Source organism: Pedococcus sp. 2YAF34 (assembly GCF_052114585.1).
Lineage (GTDB): Bacteria > Actinomycetota > Actinomycetes > Actinomycetales > Dermatophilaceae > Pedococcus.
Map to the genome: position 1 here is coordinate 12,020 of NZ_JBFRFA010000028.1, position 17,978 is coordinate 29,997.

Below are 17,978 nucleotides of genomic sequence, written 5' to 3' on the forward strand. Positions count from 1 at the left end.
GACTCGATGGACGCCCCCGACTCCCCTGACCCGCACGACTCCCAGGAGTCGCACGACTCCCCCGCGATGACGCTGCTGCGGCTCCTCGCCGGGGGAGCGCCCGCGTCCGAGCTCGGGGCCGTCCCCGACCCCGGTGGCGAGGCCCGGGAGCTGGCCCTGCGGGTCCGCGCGGCGTTCGACTCCCGGCGACGGCGTGAGGCCGAGCTCACCGCGCTCGTGGAGACCGCGCGCGACCTGGCCGCCCTGCGCGACCCCAGTGGCATCCTCGAGGCCATCGTCCGCCGCGCCCGGACCCTGCTCGGCACCGACGTCTCCTACCTGACGCTCTACGACCCCGCAGCCGGCGACACGTTCATGCGCGCCACCGACGGGTCGGTCAGCGTCGAGTTCCAGACCGTCCGGCTGTCCCTCGGCGACGGACTCGGCGGCCTGGTCGCCTCGACGCACAAGCCCTACTGGAGCGCCGACTACCTGCACGACCAGAGGTTCCAGCACACCGGCACCATCGACAGCGCCGTCGGCGACGAGGGCCTGGTGTCGATCTGCGGGACGCCGCTGGTGGTCGAGGACGAGTTCGTCGGGGTGCTCTTCGCCGCCAACCGCTCGCCGCGGCCCTTCTCCCCCGACCAGGTCGCGCTGCTCGGGTCGCTGGCCGCGCTGGCCGCCGTCTCGATCGTCCAGACCCGCACCGCCGAGGAGGTGCGCCGCCACACCGCAGGCGTCGAGCGGGCGGCCGCGGCGCACGACCGCTTCGCCGAGCTCGTGCTGGCCGGCGGTGGCGTCGACGACATCACCAAGGCCCTCGGCGACCTCCTCGGAGGCTGGGTGGTGCTCCTTGGCTCCGAGGGCGAGTGCCTGAGCACCCACGGCGACGCACCCGTCGACGACCCCCGCGCCGGTGGCGTGGCCACCTCGCCGGCCGTCTCCATGACGTTGTCCTCCGGCCGCCTCGCCCACGACCCCCGGGGCGACCAGTGGGCCATCGGTGTCAAGGCGCCGCAGACCCCGCTGGGCGCGTTGGTCCTCGGCGGCGTGGGCGTGCTCGACGACGCAGACCGCCGCACCGTCGAACGCGCAGCAGTCGTCACGGCCCTCGTCCTGCTCTTCGAGCGCACGGCGGCAGAGGCCGAGCAGCGCGTGCGCACCGACCTCGTGGCCGATCTCGTCAGCGGCCGCGGCGACCCGCAGAGCCTCGCGGCCCGGGCCCGCACCGAGGGCGTCGACCCCGCCGCCCGGCACGCGGTGCTGGTCGCGGACGCCGACGCTGACGTGCCCCGCCGGACCCTCCTGCTTGCAGCCCACGCGGCAGCCGGCCCGGGGTCCGTCGTCGGCGAGCACGACGGCCGCGTGGTCGCCCTCGTGCCCTCCCTCGACGTCCAGCAGGCCGCCGTCGAGCTCGCGCGCCGCCTCACCCGGCTGGGCCGCGTCAGCGTCGGCGCCGCGGGGCCGGTGGCCCTCACCGGCGACGTGCCTCCCGTGTGGGCCGAGGCCGTGCGCACCGTGCAGGCCCTGGGGTCCCTCGGCCTCGCGGGGCAGGGTGCCAGCGCTGCGCACCTCGGCTTCGCGGGCCTCGTCGTGGGGTCCGCTCCGGACGTCGACGGCTACGTCCATGCCCACCTCGGCCCGCTGCTGGACTACGACGCCCGCCGCGGGTCCGAGCTCGTCAAGACCCTGCAGGCCTACTTCGACGCCGGCGGGAGCCCCCGGCACGCTGCGACCGAGCTGCACGTGCACGTCAATACGGTGAGCCAGCGGCTGGAGCGCATCTCGGCGCTGCTCGGGCCGCGCTGGCAGCACCCGGACACCGCCCTGGAGCTCCAGCTGGCACTGCGCCTCCGGCGGCTCAGTGCAGGTGCGTCGCCAGCGACGTCGCGACCGCGTCCGCAGTGAGCCCGAGCTCGTCCAGGATCTGACCGCGCGAGGCGTGGTCCAGGAACGCCTTCGGTATGCCGTGCAGGTGCACCGGCACCTCGACGCCCGCCTCGCGCAGGGCGACGGTCACTGCCGTCCCCACCCCCGACGTCACGAGGTTGTCCTCGACGACGGCGACCGCCCCGGCCGACCGGGCCAGCTCGACCAGGCCGTCGCTGACGGGCAGCACCCAGCGGGGGTCGACGGCGGTGACGCGCAGTCCCTGCGCCTCGAGCTTGCCGGCGACGTCGACGGACAGCGCGGCGAAGGCACCCACCCCGACGACCAGCAGGTCACAGCCGTCGCGTGACGTCTCGTGGAGCACGTCGAGCGAACCCTGCTGTCGCAGGGCGGGCACCGGCGCGCCGACGTCGCCCTTGGGGAAGCGGATCACCGTCGGCGCGTCGCCGACCTCGACGGCCTCGCGCAGCTGCAGCCGCACCTGCTGGCCGTCGCGCGGGGCCGCGAGCCGCAGGCCGGGCACGATCGACGCGATCGCCATGTCCCACATGCCGTTGTGCGACGGCCCGTCGCTGCCGGTGATGCCGGCTCGGTCGAGCACGAAGGTGATCCCGGCGTGGTGCAGCGCCGCGTCCATGAGGAGCTGGTCGAACGCACGGTTGAGGAACGTCGCGTACACGGCCACCACGGGGTGCAGCCCCGCGAACGCGAGCCCGCTCGCCATGGTCACCGCGTGCTGCTCGGCGATCCCGACGTCGAAGACACGGTCGGGGTAGGCGGCGGCGAACCCGTCGAGGCCCACCGGGATGAGCATGGCGGCGGTCAGCGCCACGAGGTCCGGGCGCTCGGCTCCGAGGGCGACCATCTCGTCGTTGAACTCGTCGGTCCAGATGCGCCCACTGACCTCAAACGGCAGGCCCGTCTCGGGGTTGATCTTGCCGACGCTGTGGAACTGGTCGGCGTCGTCGTTGATGGCCGGCTGGTAGCCGCGGCCCTTCTGCGTGATGACGTGCACGAGGACCGGCCCGCCGAAGGCTCGTGCCCTGCGCAGGGCCGACTCCAGGGCCGCCTCGTCGTGACCGTCCACCGGGCCCAGGTACTTCAGGCCGAGGTCCTCGAACATCCCCTGCGGGGCGACGATGTCCTTGATGCCCTTCTTCATGCCGTGCAACGTCTCGTACATCGCGCCGCCGACGACGGGGGTGCGGTGCAGGGTGTTCTTGCCCCAGTCGAGGAAGCGCTCGTAGCCGCGCGTGGTGCGCAGCGTCGCGAGGTGCTCGGCGAGGCCGCCGATGGTCGGGGCGTAGGAGCGCTCGTTGTCGTTGACGATGATCGTCAGCGGCAGGTCCTTGTCGGCGGCGATGTTGTTGATCGCCTCCCACGCCATCCCGCCGGTCAGCGCGCCGTCACCGATCACGGCGACGGTGTGGCGTCCGCGCTCGCCCTTCAGGCGCCGGGCCTTGGCGATGCCGTCAGCCCAGGACAGGGCGGTGGACGCGTGGGAGTTCTCCACCACGTCGTGCGGCGACTCGGCGCGGCTCGGGTAGCCCGACAGGCCACCCTGCTTCTTGAGCTTGCTGAAGTCGTGGCGCCCGGTGAGCAGCTTGTGGACGTAGGACTGGTGCCCGGTGTCGAAGACGATCGTGTCGCGGGGGCTGTCGAAGACGCGGTGCAGCGCGATGGTGAGCTCGACGACGCCGAGGTTGGGCCCGAGGTGGCCGCCGGTCCGGGAGACCGACTCCACGAGGAACGTGCGGATCTCCTCGGCGAGGGGTGCCATCGAGGTGGCGGGCAGCGCCTTGAGGTCGGCAGGGCTCTTGATGGTCTCGAGCAGTCCCACGCAGGGCCGTCCTTTCACTCTGTCGGTCGCCCGTCCCTGACGTCGGGCAGTACGTCGGGCATGACATCGGGCTCGACATCGGGCAAGCGACTGAGTCTAAGCGCTGGTGCCGCCCAGCCTGACCTCGACGCCCTCCGGGGCCCCGGTCACCTCGGCGTGTCCGTCCCGGTCAACGCTCACGGTCACCGTGGCGTCCCCGAGCCGCAGGCCCTCCACGCGCAGGGCCCCGAACGGCGGGGGCACGACCGGGTCGACCTCCAGGACCCCGGCGGGCAGGTCCGCGCGGAGCCCCAGCGCGACCGTGACGAGGGCGCCGGCGGAGGCCGCCGACCATGCCTGCGGGCGGCACGAGGCGGGGTACGGCGAGGGCCTGCCCATCATGGGCAGCCCGGAGTAGAGCTCGGGCCAGCGGTAGTCGAACGCCTCGGCCGACGCGACGAGTGCCGTCGCGACGGCTGCACTCTCGGCACGGTGCCCCTCGCGGGCCAGGCCCAGCGCCACGATGGCGGTGTCATGGGTCCAGATGGACCCCGTGTGGTAGCCGATGGGGTTGAACCCGCCGTTCCCGGAGCCGAGGGTGCGGACCCCGAACTCGTCGAGCAGCTCGTCGCCGGTGAGCTGGGCTGCGACCGAGTCGGACTCGGCCGGGGTCAGCACACCGGTGCCGAGGACGTGCCCCATGTTGGAGGCGAGCCCGTCGACGGCGGCGCCGCGCCCGTCGAGGGCGATGGCCAGGTGGCGGCCGGCGTCGGTCTGCACCCAGTACCGCTCGGAGAGGCGGGTGCGCAGCCCCTCGGCCTCCTTCTCCGCCTCGTCCGCGCCCTCCTCGCCCAGGGCTCGCAGGAGGCGCGCCGCGCCGTTGAGCGCCTCGACGGCGTACGCCTGCGCCTCCACGAGCGCGATGGGGCCGTCGGCGACGTGCCCGTCGCGCCAGCGGATCGAGTCGCCGGAGTCCTTCCAGCCCTGGTTGGCCAGTCCGGTGCCCGAGGTGTCGAGGTACTTGAGCAGGCCGTCCTCGTCCGGCTGGCCGGTGGTGGTGAGCCACTGCACGGCGGCGCGCAGGTTCGGCAGCAGCGCGCGGACCTCGTCCTGCGGCATACCCCACTGCCACGCCTCGACGAGCAGCGTGACCCAGAGCGCGGTGGCGTCGACCGTGCCGTAGTAGACCGGCGGGAGCGCCAGCCCGCTCTCCGGGTCGAGGTATGCCGTGCGGCGCAGCTCGTGGGGGATCTTGCCGGGCGCCTCGGCGCTGCGCGGGTCGTCCCTGGTGCCCTGGCGACGGGCCAGGACGCGCAGGGTGCCGGCGGCGAGGTCGGTGCCGAAGGGCAGCATCATCCGGGCGGCCCAGATCGAGTCACGGCCGAAGAGCGTGAGGTACCACGGGGTTCCGGCGGCAGCGAAGACGTCGGCCCGGTCGTCGGGGTCGCGCAGGAGCAGGTGGCGCAGGTCGTCCATGGAGTGGTCGACGACGGGGGCGAGCCGGGGGTCGTCCGCGACCACGCGCACTCCGTCCCACGCCACGGCGGCACGACCGGGGTCGGCGTCGAGCACCGAGGCCGAGGTCCTCGTGGTCTCCACGCGCATCGTGGTGGCGGCGCTCTCCCCCGGCTCCACGACCAGGTCGACCTCGACGACGGCGCGGTCACCCCTGACCAGCAGCGCGGCCGGCGCCGGGTCGAAGGTCGTCCGGGTGGCGTGGCGCTCGAAGGTGGTGACCAGGGCGTCGCCGTCGGGCGCCGTGACGACCTGCGGGGCCACCTCGGGGTGCACGACGTGCCCGGCCTTCACCGAGCCGATGGCCGCTCCGTCGCCTGCGAGCTCGAGCACCAGCCGGGCACGGACGGTGTCGGCGGCCCGCGAGGTGAGGACGACCCGCTCGACCATGGCGCCGTCCTCCAGCAGCCGGGTGCGGTGGACCTCGACCGTGGGGTCGGGGCCCGGGTTGCCGAGGTTTCGGGCCGACAGGACGAACTCCGCGCGGGGACCGCTCGCGCCCTCGGCCACGAAGGCAGGCGCCTCGCCCTCGAGGCGCACGGTGGCCTCGCTGAGGACCCGGACGTCGTCGACGTAGAGCCCCTGGGCCGTGCCCGGCTCGATGTCGCCGCCGGTCGAGGAGAGCGCTGTCGCGTTGCCGTTGACGCAGACGTTGAGCTGGTGGAGCCACGGCTGCCTCGGGGGCGGGCCGGCCGTCGCGCTGTCGGTCGTCGTAGCCGTCGTGTCGGCGTCTGCCGCCTCGTGGTCGGACACCTGTGGGCCTTCTCTCCGTGGACGTCTGGGCAGGTCAGCGGGCTGTCGGCGCCCCGGTCACGTGGACGCTGCCGCTCGGTCGGTTCCCGGCGTGCCGTCCCATCATGCCCTTGACGACGCCGGGTGCGTAGAGCATGCTCCCATTTTGTTGGAACGTTCAAACGCGCATCGGTTTGAACGATCACATCGCGAGGGAGCGATCGATGGCGGACCTGACGAGGGCGACGGCGGACACCCCGCCGGGTCGCGCCACCATCGTCGACGTCGCCCGCGCCGCGCAGGTCTCCCGCCAGACGGTCAGCAACGCGCTCAACCGCCCCGACAAGGTCGCCGCCCCCACCCTCGAGCGGGTCCTGCGCGAGATCGACCGCCTCGGCTTCACCCCGCACATCACCGCCCAGCAGCTGCGCCGGCGCAAGGCCGCGGCCTACGGCTTCGAGGTCAACCCCTCCGGCCACGGCCGCCTGGGCCACATCCTCGACGAGTTCCTCGTGCAGCTCACGGTGGCGGCGCCGGCTCACGGCTCCCACCTCATGACGTTCGCCCCCGACCCCGAGGACGTCATCGAGGGCTACCGCCAGACCCTGGCCACCGGCCTCGTCGACGGCTTCGTCCTCGCCGACACCCGGCACGGCGACCCGCGCCCTCAGTGGCTCCTCGACCACCACGTCCCGTTCGTGGCGTTCGGCCGCGTGTGGGACCTGCCCGAGCTGCGCCAGTGGGTGGACGTCGACGGCGGCGCGGGCGTCCGAGAAGCGGTCGCCCACCTCGTGGCCGCCGGGTACGACCGCATCGGGTTCCTCGGTTGGCCGACCGGCTCCCCCGTCGGTGACGACCGCCGCCACGGCTGGCTCGCCGGCCTCGCCGACGCCGGCCGCACCGCGAGCGGGCAGCTCGAGGCCGAGGAGTCGGTGCAGGACCTCGACCAGGCCACCGCTGCCGCCGAGCGGCTGCTGCGGCGCCTCGGCCTCGGCAGCGCCGTCGTCTGCGCCTCGGACATGCTCGCGCTCGGTGCGGTCCGCGCCGTGCGCAACACCGGTCTGGCCCTCGGCGCCGACATCGGGGTGGTCGGCTTCGACGACACCGACGTCGCCGACGCGCTGTCGGTCACGAGCATCCGGCAGCCGATCGCCGAAGCAGCCCGGACCGCCTGGCAGATGCTCACCTCCCCCGAGAGCCCCCGACCCGTGCTGCTCGCCCCCGCGCTCACGGTTCGTTCCAGCACCACCCGCACCCCCACGTCGTCGGCCACCCGGCCCCGCGACACACCCATCACCGAGGAGCAGCCATGAGGCGCACCACCACACTGGGACTGGTCTTCGTGACCACGTCCGCACTCGCTCTCTCCGCCTGCGGCGGAGGCGGATTCGACAAGGGCAGCTCGAGCCCCAAGCAGTCCTCCGGGCCTGCCAAGCTGCAGATCCTCATCGGCACGTCCGGTGACGCCGAGACCGCCGCGGTCAAGGCGGCGGCCGACGCCTGGAGCAAGAAGTCCGGCAACACCGCCGAGGTCGTCGTGGCCTCCGACCTCAACCAGCAGCTCGGGCAGGGCTTCGCCGGCGGGACCCCGCCGGACGTGTTCTACGCCGACGCCGGCCGCATCGGCGACTTCGCCAAGGCGGGGAACCTCTACGCCTACGGCGACCAGGTCAAGGACGCGGGCTTCCTCGACAGCCTGGTCAAGACCTACACCTACGACGGCAAGCTGCAGTGCGCGCCGAAGGACTTCTCCACCCTGGCCCTCGTCATCAACACCGACCTGTGGACCAAGGCCGGCCTGACCGACGCCGACATCCCCAAGGACTGGGCCGGTCTGGAGACCGTCGCCAAGAAGCTCACCTCCGGCAAGGTGACCGGGCTCGTCGTCAGCGGCGAGTGGGCCCGCCTGGGCGTCTTCATGCGCCAGGCCGGTGGCTGGGTCGTCAGCGAGGACGGCAAGTCGGTCACCGCCGACACGAGCCAGAACGCGGCGGGCCTCACCGAGGCGCAGAAGCTCCTCAAGTCCGGCTCGATGAAGTACGCCAAGCAGGTCGACGCAGGGTGGGGCGGCGAGGCGCTCGGCAAGGGTAAGGCCGCCATGACCATCGAGGGCAACTGGATCCGCGGCGCCCTGAAGAACGACTTCCCAGACATCAAGGCCAAGGTCGTCGAGCTCCCCGCGGGCCCGGCCGGCAAGGGCACGCTGCTGTTCAGCAACTGCTGGGGCATCGCGGCCAAGTCCAAGAACCAGGCGGCCGCCGTCGACCTGGTGAAGTCCCTCACGTCGGTCGAGCAGCAGATGGCCTTCGCCAAGGCGTTCGGCGTGATGCCGTCGACCACCGAGGGCGCCAAGCAGTACGCCGCCGCCTTCCCGGACGACGCAGCCTTCGCCGCCGGTGGCGACTACGGCACCGGCCCGGTCAACCTGCCCGGTTTCGACCCGGTCATGGCTGCCTTCAACACCGACCTCGAGCAGCTGGCCTCCAAGGACCCGAAGTCCATCCTCGCCACCCTGCAGAAGAACGGTGACGCGGCCCTCAAGGGCCAGTGACCGTGACCACCACCACCGGGTCCCGCCGCCGCCTGCGTGGCGGCGGCGGGATCCACGGTCGCGAAGGCGTGGCGGGCTGGGTCTTCACCGCGCCGATGATCGTCGTGCTCGGGCTGTTCCTGTTCATCCCCGTGCTCATGGCCCTCTACGTGAGCTTCACCAACTGGAACGGCAACGGCTCGCCGTTCCAGGGAGGCCAGAACGCCCAGTGGGTCGGGGCCAGCAACTACACCTCGCTGTTCACCGAGGACGGCCTCAAGCGGTCCACCTTCATGCAGTCCCTCGCCAACAACTTCTGGTACGTCCTCCTCGTGGTGCCGCTGCAGACCGCCATCTCGTTCTTCCTCGCGCTGATCGTCAGCAACCGGTTCCTCAAGGGCAAGGGCTTCTTCCGGACCGCGTTCTACTTCCCCTCGGTGACCAGCTCGATCGCCATCAGCGTCGTCTTCCTGTTCCTGTTCGCCAACTCGGGCGCCGTCAACGCCGTGCTCGAGACGTTCGGGGTGAAGGGGCCGGCCTGGTTCAGCGACTCGCGCGGCCTGCTGCACCTCCTGCTCCAGGCCTTGGGCGTCGGTGACAGCCCCTCGTGGGCGCAGGGCGAGGTGCTCGGGCGCTCGGTCTGGGACTGGCTGTCCGGTCCGTCGGTCGCCATGTGCGTCATCATCATCCTGGCCATCTGGACCACGACCGGCACGTTCATGCTGATGTTCCTCGCGGCCCTGCAGGACCTGCCCGGCGAGGTCGACGAGGCGGCCATGCTCGACGGGGTCTCACCGTGGCAGAAGCTGCGCTACGTGACGCTGCCCATGCTCAAGCCGACGATCTTCCTGGTCACCACGCTCGGGCTCATCGGCACCTGGCAGGTCTTCGACCAGATCTATGTCATGGGCAAGGGCGCACCGGGCAACACCACGCTGACGCCGGCGTTCCTGTCCTACAAGCAGTCGTTCACCAGCCTCCAGTACGGCAGCGGCGCGGCGATGTCGTTCGTCGTGTTCCTGCTCATCGTCGCCCTGACCGCCTTCCAGCGGTGGGTGATGCGCGACAAGGACGCCCCCCGTCGGCGGCGACGCACCCCCGGCGGCGCGACCGCTGCAGCCGTCGCCAACGACCAGGTCGCCCGCGTGCCGGCCGGGAGGACACGATGACCAGACGCACCACCGGGTGGAAGCTCATCCTCTTCTACGTCGTGCTCGTCCTGTTCTCGGTCATCTACCTCTACCCGTTCCTCATCCAGATCGCGACGTCGTTCAAGACGGACTCGTCAGCGACCGACAGCCCGCTCAGCCTCATCCCCCACCCGTTCGACCCCTCCGCGTGGAAGCGCATCTTCGGCATCGGCGGCGACACCTCGGTGCCGATCATGCGGTGGCTCGGCAACTCGGTGGTCATCACGCTGGTGGTGACGGCGGCCCGGGTCTTCTTCGACAGCCTCGCGGGCTACGCCTTGTCGCGGCTGCGGTTCCGGGGGCGCAGGTTCCTGTTCGGGACGGTGCTGGCGGTGATGAGCGTGCCGGGCGTCGCCCTGCTCATCCCCAAGTTCCTCATGGTGAGCTACCTGGGCATCTACGACACCTACTCGGCCATGGTGCTGCCACTGCTGGTCGACGCGGCCGGCGTCTTCATCATGAAGCAGTTCTTCGACTCGATCCCCGTGTCGGTCGAGGAGGCCGCGCGGATCGACGGCGCTGGGGTCTTCCGCACCTTCTGGTCGGTGGTCCTGCCGATGGCGCGCCCCGCGCTGATCACACTGACGATCCTGTCGTTCCAGGGGTCGTGGAACGAGTTCACACACTTCCTGGTGACCACGCAGAGCCCCGAGCTCAAGACCCTGGTCACCGGGCTCGCGAGCCTCGCCAGCGGCGACCTCGGCGCCGGCTCGCAGTACCCCCTCAAGCTCGGGGCGGCGCTGCTCACGACCATCCCGGTCGCGCTGCTGTTCTTCGCCTTCCAGCGACAGTTCGTCCGCGGGGCGAATGAGGGCGGCGACAAGGGGTAGGAGGTCACTGCTCGCACGTGCGAGCCACAGGCTGCGGGTGGGCCGGCGGGGACGTACCCGGCCCACCCGCGCTCCTGTCCTCGACCGCTCAGAGGCGGGGTACGTAGCGCCGGCCCTGCAGCGCGTCGTACACCAGGCCCGCGCTGCGCCGGGCGGCGAGCAGGCGCACGCCCTCGGCCTCGAGGTCGGCGAGGACCTGGCTGAGGCCCTCGCTGGTGAGGTGGTCGCCGAGCTCGACCCTGACCTCGCGGTAGGCCTGCCGCATGGCCACGAGCTGGGCGTCGATGTGGCGGGTCGTGACCCAGGCCAGGGCCACCGGTTGCCGACGCCACCCGGCGTAGGACCGGTAGTCGGCCGGGCAGTGGTCGAGCAGCCACGACACCGCGGGCACCTGCCACCCCGGGCTCTCCGGCGGCGGGACGAGCGGCGGCCACCCCGGGGGCACCGCGCCGACGACCTCAGCCCGGCGGGCGTGGGTCGGCACAGCAGCCTCCGGATGCCGGCACAGTCCGCCTCGCGACCAGACCGGCGTGTTCGAACATGTGTTCGATTCTAGGCCATGGCGAGGCGCCGCACACCCCGATCAGCCGAGCGACTCCCCCGTCGCCTCGACGACGAAGTCCCAGAACCGCTGCCGCTGGTCCTTGGTCTCCACCCCGACCGGTGCGTAGTGGGTCGGGCGCCGCCTGCGGTCGTGCCAGAACCCGCCAGTGCCAAGCCGGTCGTCGGTGGCAACCAGCCAGGTCACCGTGTCGGCGCCCTCGGCAGGGGAGCGCAGCAGCGGACCCATGACGGTCGCGAACCCCGGCAGCGAGTCGGTGACGCCGGGGGTGTCCGCCCATCCAGGGTGCATCGAGTGGACCGAGACGTCGCGGGAGCGCAGGTGGTCCGCCCACAGCTCGGCGAGCACGATCTGCATGCGCTTGGTCCGGGCGTAGGCGGTGGCGCCGCTGTAGTCCCCCCCGAGGTACTCGGGGTCGTCGACGGCGAGCTTCTGGCTGTAGGCACCGCCGGAGGTCACCACGACGACGCGCCCTCCCCCGAGCGTGTCCGCCAGCAGCCCGGTCATGAGGTGCGGACCCAGCACGTGGGTGGCGAGGGTGAGCTCGTGCCCCTGGGGAGAGGTCCGGCGCTCCGGCGGCAGGACGCCCGCGTTGTGCACCACTGCGTGCAGCTTCGGCACCCGGGCGGCGAAGGACGTCGCGAACTCGCGCACGGCGTCGAGGTCGCTCACGTCGCACACCACGGTCTCCACCCGCGCGGACGGCATCCCCTCCAGCAGCGTCTGTTCCGCCTGCGCGAGGCGGTCGGCGCTGCGACCGAGCAGGTGCACCGTGGCTCCCAGTGGAGCCAGGCCGGCAGCGGTCGCAAGCCCCAGCCCCCCGCTCGCGCCAGTGACCAGCACGTGCCGACCGGCCAGGCAGCCCGGACGCGGGTCCGACGGCCACCACGACCGTCTCAGCCGAGGACCCAGACGGGTGTAGCCCAGCACGAGCGACTTGTCCATCGCCCAGTCCACGGCAGCGGTCAACGAGGTCGCCATGGCGGCCACGCTACGGGGCCCCTGACGGCAGGCTGCCGCCGGGGCGGGGTGGGACGACGTCCACGGCACTGCCGTGGCGAGGTACGGCGCATGGTCGGGCGAGGTGCCGGGACGGAGCGGGCGTCGTGGGGGTGCTGCCAACGCCCGCCCCGCCCCGGCGCGGGTTCACCCCCGGGCGGCGAACTGCCTGGAGACGACCCGCAGCCGCAGTCCTGCCAGGAGCAGGAGCACGGCGATCCCCAGCAGCGGAAGGGGATCGCTCCCCGTCATCGCCAGGGAACCCTGAACGGCCTGTGCTGCCAGGGCCGGCACGGCCGACGCAGCCTGGGAGCCCAGCTCGGCGGCCGGCAGCGAGTCCGCCCCGCCGGACGGCACGGTGCCGGCGTCGCCGGTACCGGGACCGGTTCCGTCACCGGGGTCGGTGCCCGTACCGGGATCGGTCCCGTCGCCCGGGCCGGTGCCGGGGTCGTTCCCGTCACCGGGGTCGGTGGCGGAGGTATCCGCGCCTGTGGTGGTCGAGTCGCCGATGACGAAGACGGCGTTGCCTCCGATACCGACGGGCACCGTGACGGGCAGGGTGACCTGGTTGCCACCGCCAGCCGAGTCCTCACCGGAGGTCGAACCACCAGTCGCAGCACCACTTTCCTGCGTTCCCGAGCCCGTGCCCGTGCTGTCGGCGCCGGTCGAGGTCGAGTCACCGATCACCGACACCGCGTTGCCACCAGCCACGACCGGAGCCGTCACCGGGGCCGTCGCCTGGTTGCCACCAGCGGCCGAGTCCTCACCGGAGGTCGAACCACCAGTCGCAGCACCACTTCCCTGAGTCCCCGTGGTCGAGCTGTCGGCGCCGGTCGAGGTCGAGTCACCGATCACCGACACCGCGTTGCCACCAGCGACAACCGGAGCCGTCACCGGGGCCGTCGCCTGGTTGCCACCAGCGGCCGAGTCCTCACCGGAGGTCGAACCACCAGTCGCGGTGGCGCCACCCGAGGTCGAGCCGCCCGACCCCGAGGCTGTGCTGTCTGCACCGGTGGACGAGGAGTCCCCGATCACCGAGATGCTGTTGCCACTGAGGTCGACGGGGAGCGCGACGGCGAGGTCCCCCTGGTTGCCGCCGGCGACCGAGCTCGACCCGTCCGTGGTGGACGACGACGAGCCCGCTGGGGTGCTCTGCGCGGAGCTGTCGGCCCCTGACGAGCTCGAGTCACCGATGAGGCTGATCGAGTTGCCCGACACCGTCACCGGCACCGAGGCGGCCACGGCCACCTGGTTGCCGCCCAGGGCGCTGTCGGCGCCCGTCGTGTTCTCTTCCGCGGAAGCGTGCCCTGCAAAGAACAGGATCCCGCCCCCGACCATGAGGGCTGTCTGCAGCCCTCGACGCACGTAGGTGTGCATGGTTCTTCCTTCCTGACGTCTGCTGTGGTCGCCCGCGTCGTGCAGGCACTGCTCTCACGCCGCGCTAGGAGGCGCCGGAGCCGCATCAGTCAGGTCGGAGGCCGGGTCGGGTGTTCAGGGCGCCGGGCGCCCGGTCGTCGCTGGAGGGGAGGGCGCCTGCTGCGGCGCCGCTCGTCGATGGCTTGGAGGGCAGGACGGCCGGGACGTCGGCACCCTGCAGCTGGCTGGTGGACCCGGCGCTCGCGGGAGCCGGGGCCGGGGACGCCGGAGTGGGCTGGGACGGCCACGGCTGCGGCTGACGAGGCGCAGTCGCACCGGTCGGACCAGCGCCATCCGCGGCGCCCGGATGAGTGTTGCCGCCGGCCATCGCCTCCGAGATCGGCCCAGCCGGGGCCGCTTCCGCGGTGACATCGACGACCGGTCGCAGACCCGACACCCGCCTTGTCGCCGGCGCCGCTGAGTCGTCCGCACGCACGTCCCCGGACACCGAGACGGTCGAGACGCCGGCGCCCGCAGGCACCACCGGCGACGAGGTGGAGGGTCCTGAGCCTGACGGCACCGCGGGAAGCGGGAGCTCGACCACGGGCGAGGAGCCGATGACGGGCAGCGCGTCGGCCACCTGGCCGACGAGGCCCGTGATCTCCCTCACCGACGGGGCGAGGACCGGCACCGACTCGGTCGTGGCATCCACCGTCGCCACGGTGCTGTCGACGACGGCCCTCACGGAGTGCGCGGTGGTGGCCACGACCGGGTCCAGGGCGCTGGAGGTGGTCGCGACCGGAGCGAGCACGGGCTCGATCACCGACTTCATCACCTTGACCCGCGAGTCACGAAAGTCCTTCTGCGGCAACGCCTTTGACACATCGCGGACGGCGCCGGTCAGCGAAGTCGTCGAACGCACGACGTCCTGGACGGGGTGCTCGCTGGCGCTCGCCTTGCCCGGGCTGAACAGGATCCACGCCACCGCCAGGAGCGCGCCCCACATGACCAGCCTCACCAGGCTGTCAGTGCGCGCGATCCCCCGCATGTCATCTCCTGAGTTCCCCAGCTCCGAGAAGTACTTCACTCAGTGAAACATCAGGAATCGACCCTCGCAACCCCGAACGAAGGCAAACACACGCGAGACCTCCCCCATCCGACGTACGCGCCCTACGGCGAGGGGCCCGCCCACCAGTGGTGGACGGGCCCTCGTGACCGGGCGCCGGCTTCGGCGCGCGGCGGCGTCAGCTGTTGACGAGCGAGCGCAGGACGTACTGCAGGATGCCGCCGTTGCGGTAGTAGTCGGCCTCCCCGGGGGTGTCGATGCGGACGACCGCGTCGAACTCCACCGGGTCCACGCCCTCACGCTCTGCGACGACCTTGACCGTCTTCGGCGTCGAGCCCTCGTTGAGCGCCGTGATGCCGGTGATCGAGAAGGTCTCGGTGCCGTCGAGGCCGAGCGACTCGGCGTTCTGCCCGGCCGGGTACTGGAGCGGAATCACGCCCATGCCAATGAGATTCGAGCGGTGGATGCGCTCGTAGCTCTCGGCGATGACGGCCTTGACCCCGAGCAGGCGGGTGCCCTTCGCAGCCCAGTCGCGCGAGGAGCCCGAGCCGTACTCCTTGCCCGCCAGGATGACGAGCGGGACGCCGGCCTCCTGGTAGGCGGACGAGGCGTCGAAGATCGTCGTCTGCTCGCCACCCGCCAGGAAGTTGCGGGTGAAGCCGCCCTCGACACCGTCGAGGAGCAGGTTCTTGAGCCTGATGTTGGCAAACGTGCCGCGGATCATCACCTCGTGGTTGCCGCGGCGCGAGCCGTAGGAGTTGAAGTCCTTGCGCTCGATACCGCGCTCTGCGAGGTACTTGCCGGCCGGGCTGTCGGCCTTGATCGAGCCGGCCGGGCTGATGTGGTCGGTCGTGACCGAGTCACCGAGCTTGGCCAGGACCCGCGCACCCGAGATGTCCTCGACCGGCGTCGTCTCCATCTGCATGCCGTCGAAGTACGGGGGCTTGCGGACGTAGGTGGAGTCGTCGGCCCAGTCGAAGGTCTTGCCCTCGGGCGTCGGCAGGGACTGCCAGCGCTCGTCACCCGCGAAGACGTCGGCGTAGTCCTTGGTGAACATCTCCTTGTTGATGCTCTCGGCGATGGTCTGCTCGACGTCGGCCGGGCTCGGCCACAGGTCCTTGAGGAACACGTCCTTGCCGTCGGTGTCCTGGCCCAGGGGCTCGGCGTCGAAGTCGAAGTCCATGGTGCCGGCGAGGGCGTAGGCGATGACCAGGGGCGGCGACGCGAGGTAGTTCATCTTCACGTCGGGGTTGATGCGGCCCTCGAAGTTGCGGTTGCCCGACAGCACCGACACGACGGCGAGGTCGTTGTCGTTGATGGCCTTGGAGATCTCGTCCGACAGGGGGCCGGAGTTGCCGATGCAGGTGGTGCAGCCGTAGCCGACGAGGTGGAAGCCGAGCTTCTCGAGGTAGGGCCACATGCCGGCCTTCTCGTAGTAGTCGGAGACCACCTTGGAGCCGGGTGCCATCGACGTCTTCACCCACGGGGCCACGGTGAGCCCGCGGTCCACCGCGTTCTTGGCCAGCATGGCCGCGGCCATCATCACCGACGGGTTGGAGGTGTTGGTGCAGGAGGTGATCGAGGCGATCGACACGATGCCGTGGTCGATCTCGAACGTCGCGCCCTCCGCGGTGGTGACGCTCACCTTGCGGGTCGGGCGGCCGACGCCGTCACCCTCGTCGGCCGGCTTGGAGCCGCCGTTGGTGCCGTCCGTCGCACCCTGCGGCGAGGGGTCACTCGCCGGGAAGCTGGTCGCCATACCGGCGTCGCCCTCGTGGTGCGAGACGTAGGTGGGGAGCACCTTGCGGAAGGCGTCCTTGGCGTCGGTGAGGGCGATGCGGTCCTGGGGGCGCTTGGGGCCGGCGATGGAGGGGACGACCGTGGACAGGTCGAGCTCGAGGTACTCGGAGAAGCGCGACTCGGGCTGGTCCGGGCCGGCCTGCAGCCACATGCCCTGCTCCTTGGCGTAGGCCTCCACGAGGGCGACCGACTCGTCGGAGCGACCGGTGAGGCGCAGGTACTCCAGGGTCACGTCGTCGATCGGGAAGATCGCGCAGGTCGAGCCGAACTCGGGGCTCATGTTGCCGATCGTGGCGCGGTTGGCCAGCGGCACGGCGCCGACGCCCTCGCCGTAGAACTCGACGAACTTGCCGACGACGCCGTGCTTGCGCAGCATCTCGGTGATCGTGAGGACGACGTCGGTGGCGGTGGCGCCCGGCGGGATCGAGCCGGACAGCTTGAAGCCGACCACGCGCGGGATGAGCATCGACACGGGCTGGCCGAGCATGGCCGCCTCGGCCTCGATGCCGCCGACGCCCCAGCCGAGCACGCCGAGGCCGTTGACCATGGTGGTGTGCGAGTCGGTGCCGACGCAGGTGTCGGGGTAGGCCACGCCGTCGCGGACCATGACGGTGCGGGCGAGGTGCTCGATGTTGACCTGGTGGACGATGCCGGTGCCCGGGGGAACGACCTTGAAGTCGTCGAACGCGGTCTGGCCCCAGCGCAGGAACTGGTAGCGCTCACGGTTGCGCTCGTACTCGATCTCGACGTTCTTCTCGAAGGCGTCGGCGCGGCCGAACACGTCGATGATCACGGAGTGGTCGATGACCATCTCGGCGGGGCTGAGCGGGTTGATCTTGGCGGGGTCGCCACCGAGCTCGGCGACGGCCTCGCGCATCGTGGCCAGGTCGACGACGCACGGCACGCCGGTGAAGTCCTGCATGATCACGCGGGCGGGCGTGAACTGGATCTCGGTGTCGGGGTCGGCGTTCTCGTCCCAGGAGCCCAGGGCCCGGATGTGGTCGGCGGTGATGTTGGCGCCGTCCTCGGTGCGCAGGAGGTTCTCCAGCAGCACCTTGAGGCTGTACGGGAGGGACTCGGCACCCTCGACCGCGGACAGCCGGTAGATCTCGTAGGACTGGTCGCCGACCGTGAGTTCACCGTGGGCGTTGAAGCTGTTCGTGCTGGCCACTGCCTGCTCCTTCGATGCTCAGTTGTGCGTCGCTGCACTCTGCTGGTCGATCTCGATTTATCTTGACGTCAAGATATCACGTCGGTCGTGCGTGGTCAGGTCCGGTCTCGATCCTCGTCCAATGCCGTACGGAGCGAAAGTGGCAGCTCACGTTTGGTGCGCTCCCCCAGCCCAGCCGCCACGTAGGTGATGGTGAGCACGGCGCACAGCAGGCCGTCGCTCGCGCGGTGGATCTCGTGGCGCAGCGTGAAGCTCGTGGACCCGACGCGGACCGGCCGCACGACGATGTCGGCGCGGTCCCCGGCCGACAGGCTCGCCAGCCACTCGATGTCGGCGTGCCGGACCAGCGGGAGCGCGTCGGCCGCCTTGGCCTCCTCGAGGCCGTAGCCCCGCGCGGCGAGGCAGGCGAGGCGGGCGTCGTCGCACCACGCGAGGTACCAGGCGTTGAAGACGACTCCCACCTGGTCGACCTCGTAGAAGTGGACCTCGACGTGGTGGGTGAACGGGACCTGCGCGGGGGCTTCGGGCACGACGCA

13 protein-coding genes are annotated in these 17,978 nt (G+C 71.5%); 5 read left to right on the top strand and 8 right to left on the bottom strand.

All coding sequences use genetic code 11. The features are described 5' to 3' along the window. Positions 1–6: 6 nt before the first annotated feature. Complete coding sequence (locus tag AB4Z02_RS14085; protein WP_441971664.1) at positions 7–1,890, top strand: helix-turn-helix domain-containing protein; 1,884 nt, start codon at positions 7–9, stop codon at positions 1,888–1,890. On the opposite strand, the gene dxs is transcribed toward AB4Z02_RS14085, so the two are convergent. Continuing rightward, positions 1,844–3,712: a 1-deoxy-D-xylulose-5-phosphate synthase gene (gene dxs, locus AB4Z02_RS14090; protein WP_441971666.1), complete on the bottom strand. Its 1,869-nt coding sequence runs from the start codon at positions 3,710–3,712 to the stop codon at positions 1,844–1,846. The genes AB4Z02_RS14085 and dxs overlap by 47 nt on opposite strands. A gap of 96 nt (positions 3,713–3,808) precedes the next feature. Then, positions 3,809–5,959, bottom strand: coding sequence for a glycogen debranching N-terminal domain-containing protein (locus AB4Z02_RS14095; protein ID WP_441971667.1), 2,151 nt, complete (start codon positions 5,957–5,959; stop codon positions 3,809–3,811). Positions 5,960–6,162: 203 nt separating this feature from the next. On the opposite strand from AB4Z02_RS14095, the gene AB4Z02_RS14100 reads away from it, so the two are divergent. From AB4Z02_RS14100 to AB4Z02_RS14115, 4 genes are read left to right on the top strand one after another with little or no spacing between them, the layout of a single operon-like run. Then, on the top strand, positions 6,163–7,251 hold the full coding sequence (locus AB4Z02_RS14100) for a LacI family DNA-binding transcriptional regulator (protein ID WP_441971669.1): 1,089 nt from the start codon (positions 6,163–6,165) through the stop codon (positions 7,249–7,251). After that, the gene (locus tag AB4Z02_RS14105; protein ID WP_441971670.1) at positions 7,248–8,489 is read left to right on the top strand and encodes a sugar ABC transporter substrate-binding protein; all 1,242 of its coding nucleotides are present in this window, start codon (positions 7,248–7,250) and stop codon (positions 8,487–8,489) included. The genes AB4Z02_RS14100 and AB4Z02_RS14105 overlap by 4 nt, the downstream gene beginning before the upstream one ends. Positions 8,490–8,491: 2 nt before the next feature. Next, the gene (locus AB4Z02_RS14110) at positions 8,492–9,637 is read left to right on the top strand and encodes a carbohydrate ABC transporter permease (RefSeq protein ID WP_441971672.1); all 1,146 of its coding nucleotides are present in this window, start codon (positions 8,492–8,494) and stop codon (positions 9,635–9,637) included. Next, the gene (locus tag AB4Z02_RS14115) at positions 9,634–10,488 is read left to right on the top strand and encodes a carbohydrate ABC transporter permease (protein WP_441971674.1); all 855 of its coding nucleotides are present in this window, start codon (positions 9,634–9,636) and stop codon (positions 10,486–10,488) included. The genes AB4Z02_RS14110 and AB4Z02_RS14115 overlap by 4 nt, the downstream gene beginning before the upstream one ends. Before the next feature lie 88 nt (positions 10,489–10,576). On the opposite strand, the gene AB4Z02_RS14120 is transcribed toward AB4Z02_RS14115, so the two are convergent. The 6 genes from AB4Z02_RS14120 to AB4Z02_RS14145 all read right to left on the bottom strand — a co-directional run bounded on the left by AB4Z02_RS14120 (position 10,577) and on the right by AB4Z02_RS14145 (position 17,972). Then, complete coding sequence (locus AB4Z02_RS14120) at positions 10,577–10,972, bottom strand: hypothetical protein (protein WP_235531464.1); 396 nt, start codon at positions 10,970–10,972, stop codon at positions 10,577–10,579. A 99-nt stretch (positions 10,973–11,071) separates the two neighbouring features. Continuing rightward, positions 11,072–12,031, bottom strand: coding sequence for an SDR family NAD(P)-dependent oxidoreductase (locus AB4Z02_RS14125; RefSeq protein ID WP_441971676.1), 960 nt, complete (start codon positions 12,029–12,031; stop codon positions 11,072–11,074). A 165-nt stretch (positions 12,032–12,196) separates the two neighbouring features. Continuing rightward, positions 12,197–13,426 carry a chaplin family protein gene (locus tag AB4Z02_RS14130; protein WP_441971677.1) on the bottom strand — a complete coding sequence of 410 codons (1,230 nt, stop codon included), beginning with the start codon at positions 13,424–13,426 and terminating at the stop codon, positions 12,197–12,199. Positions 13,427–13,511: 85 nt separating this feature from the next. Further along, positions 13,512–14,453, bottom strand: a complete 942-nt coding sequence (locus AB4Z02_RS14135) for a hypothetical protein (protein ID WP_441971679.1) — start codon at positions 14,451–14,453, stop codon at positions 13,512–13,514. 196 nt (positions 14,454–14,649) lie between these two features. Next, the gene (acnA, locus tag AB4Z02_RS14140; protein ID WP_441971681.1) at positions 14,650–17,442 is read right to left on the bottom strand and encodes an aconitate hydratase AcnA; all 2,793 of its coding nucleotides are present in this window, start codon (positions 17,440–17,442) and stop codon (positions 14,650–14,652) included. Positions 17,443–17,537: 95 nt separating this feature from the next. After that, the gene (locus tag AB4Z02_RS14145) at positions 17,538–17,972 is read right to left on the bottom strand and encodes an acyl-CoA thioesterase (RefSeq protein WP_441971682.1); all 435 of its coding nucleotides are present in this window, start codon (positions 17,970–17,972) and stop codon (positions 17,538–17,540) included. Between the last annotated feature and the right edge of the window lie 6 nt (positions 17,973–17,978).

What these genes read in the sequence shown, in the direction of transcription:
- AB4Z02_RS14085 (WP_441971664.1), top strand. Translation starts at nt 7, where the DNA reads ATGGACGCCCCCGACTCCCCTGACCCGCACGACTCCCAGGAGTCGCAC.
- AB4Z02_RS14100 (WP_441971669.1), top strand. Translation starts at nt 6,163, where the DNA reads ATGGCGGACCTGACGAGGGCGACGGCGGACACCCCGCCGGGTCGCGCC.
- AB4Z02_RS14105 (WP_441971670.1), top strand. Translation starts at nt 7,248, where the DNA reads ATGAGGCGCACCACCACACTGGGACTGGTCTTCGTGACCACGTCCGCA.
- AB4Z02_RS14115 (WP_441971674.1), top strand. Translation starts at nt 9,634, where the DNA reads ATGACCAGACGCACCACCGGGTGGAAGCTCATCCTCTTCTACGTCGTG.
- AB4Z02_RS14125 (WP_441971676.1), bottom strand. Translation starts at nt 12,031, where the DNA reads ATGGCGACCTCGTTGACCGCTGCCGTGGACTGGGCGATGGACAAGTCG.
- AB4Z02_RS14130 (WP_441971677.1), bottom strand. Translation starts at nt 13,426, where the DNA reads ATGCACACCTACGTGCGTCGAGGGCTGCAGACAGCCCTCATGGTCGGG.
- AB4Z02_RS14135 (WP_441971679.1), bottom strand. Translation starts at nt 14,453, where the DNA reads ATGCGGGGGATCGCGCGCACTGACAGCCTGGTGAGGCTGGTCATGTGG.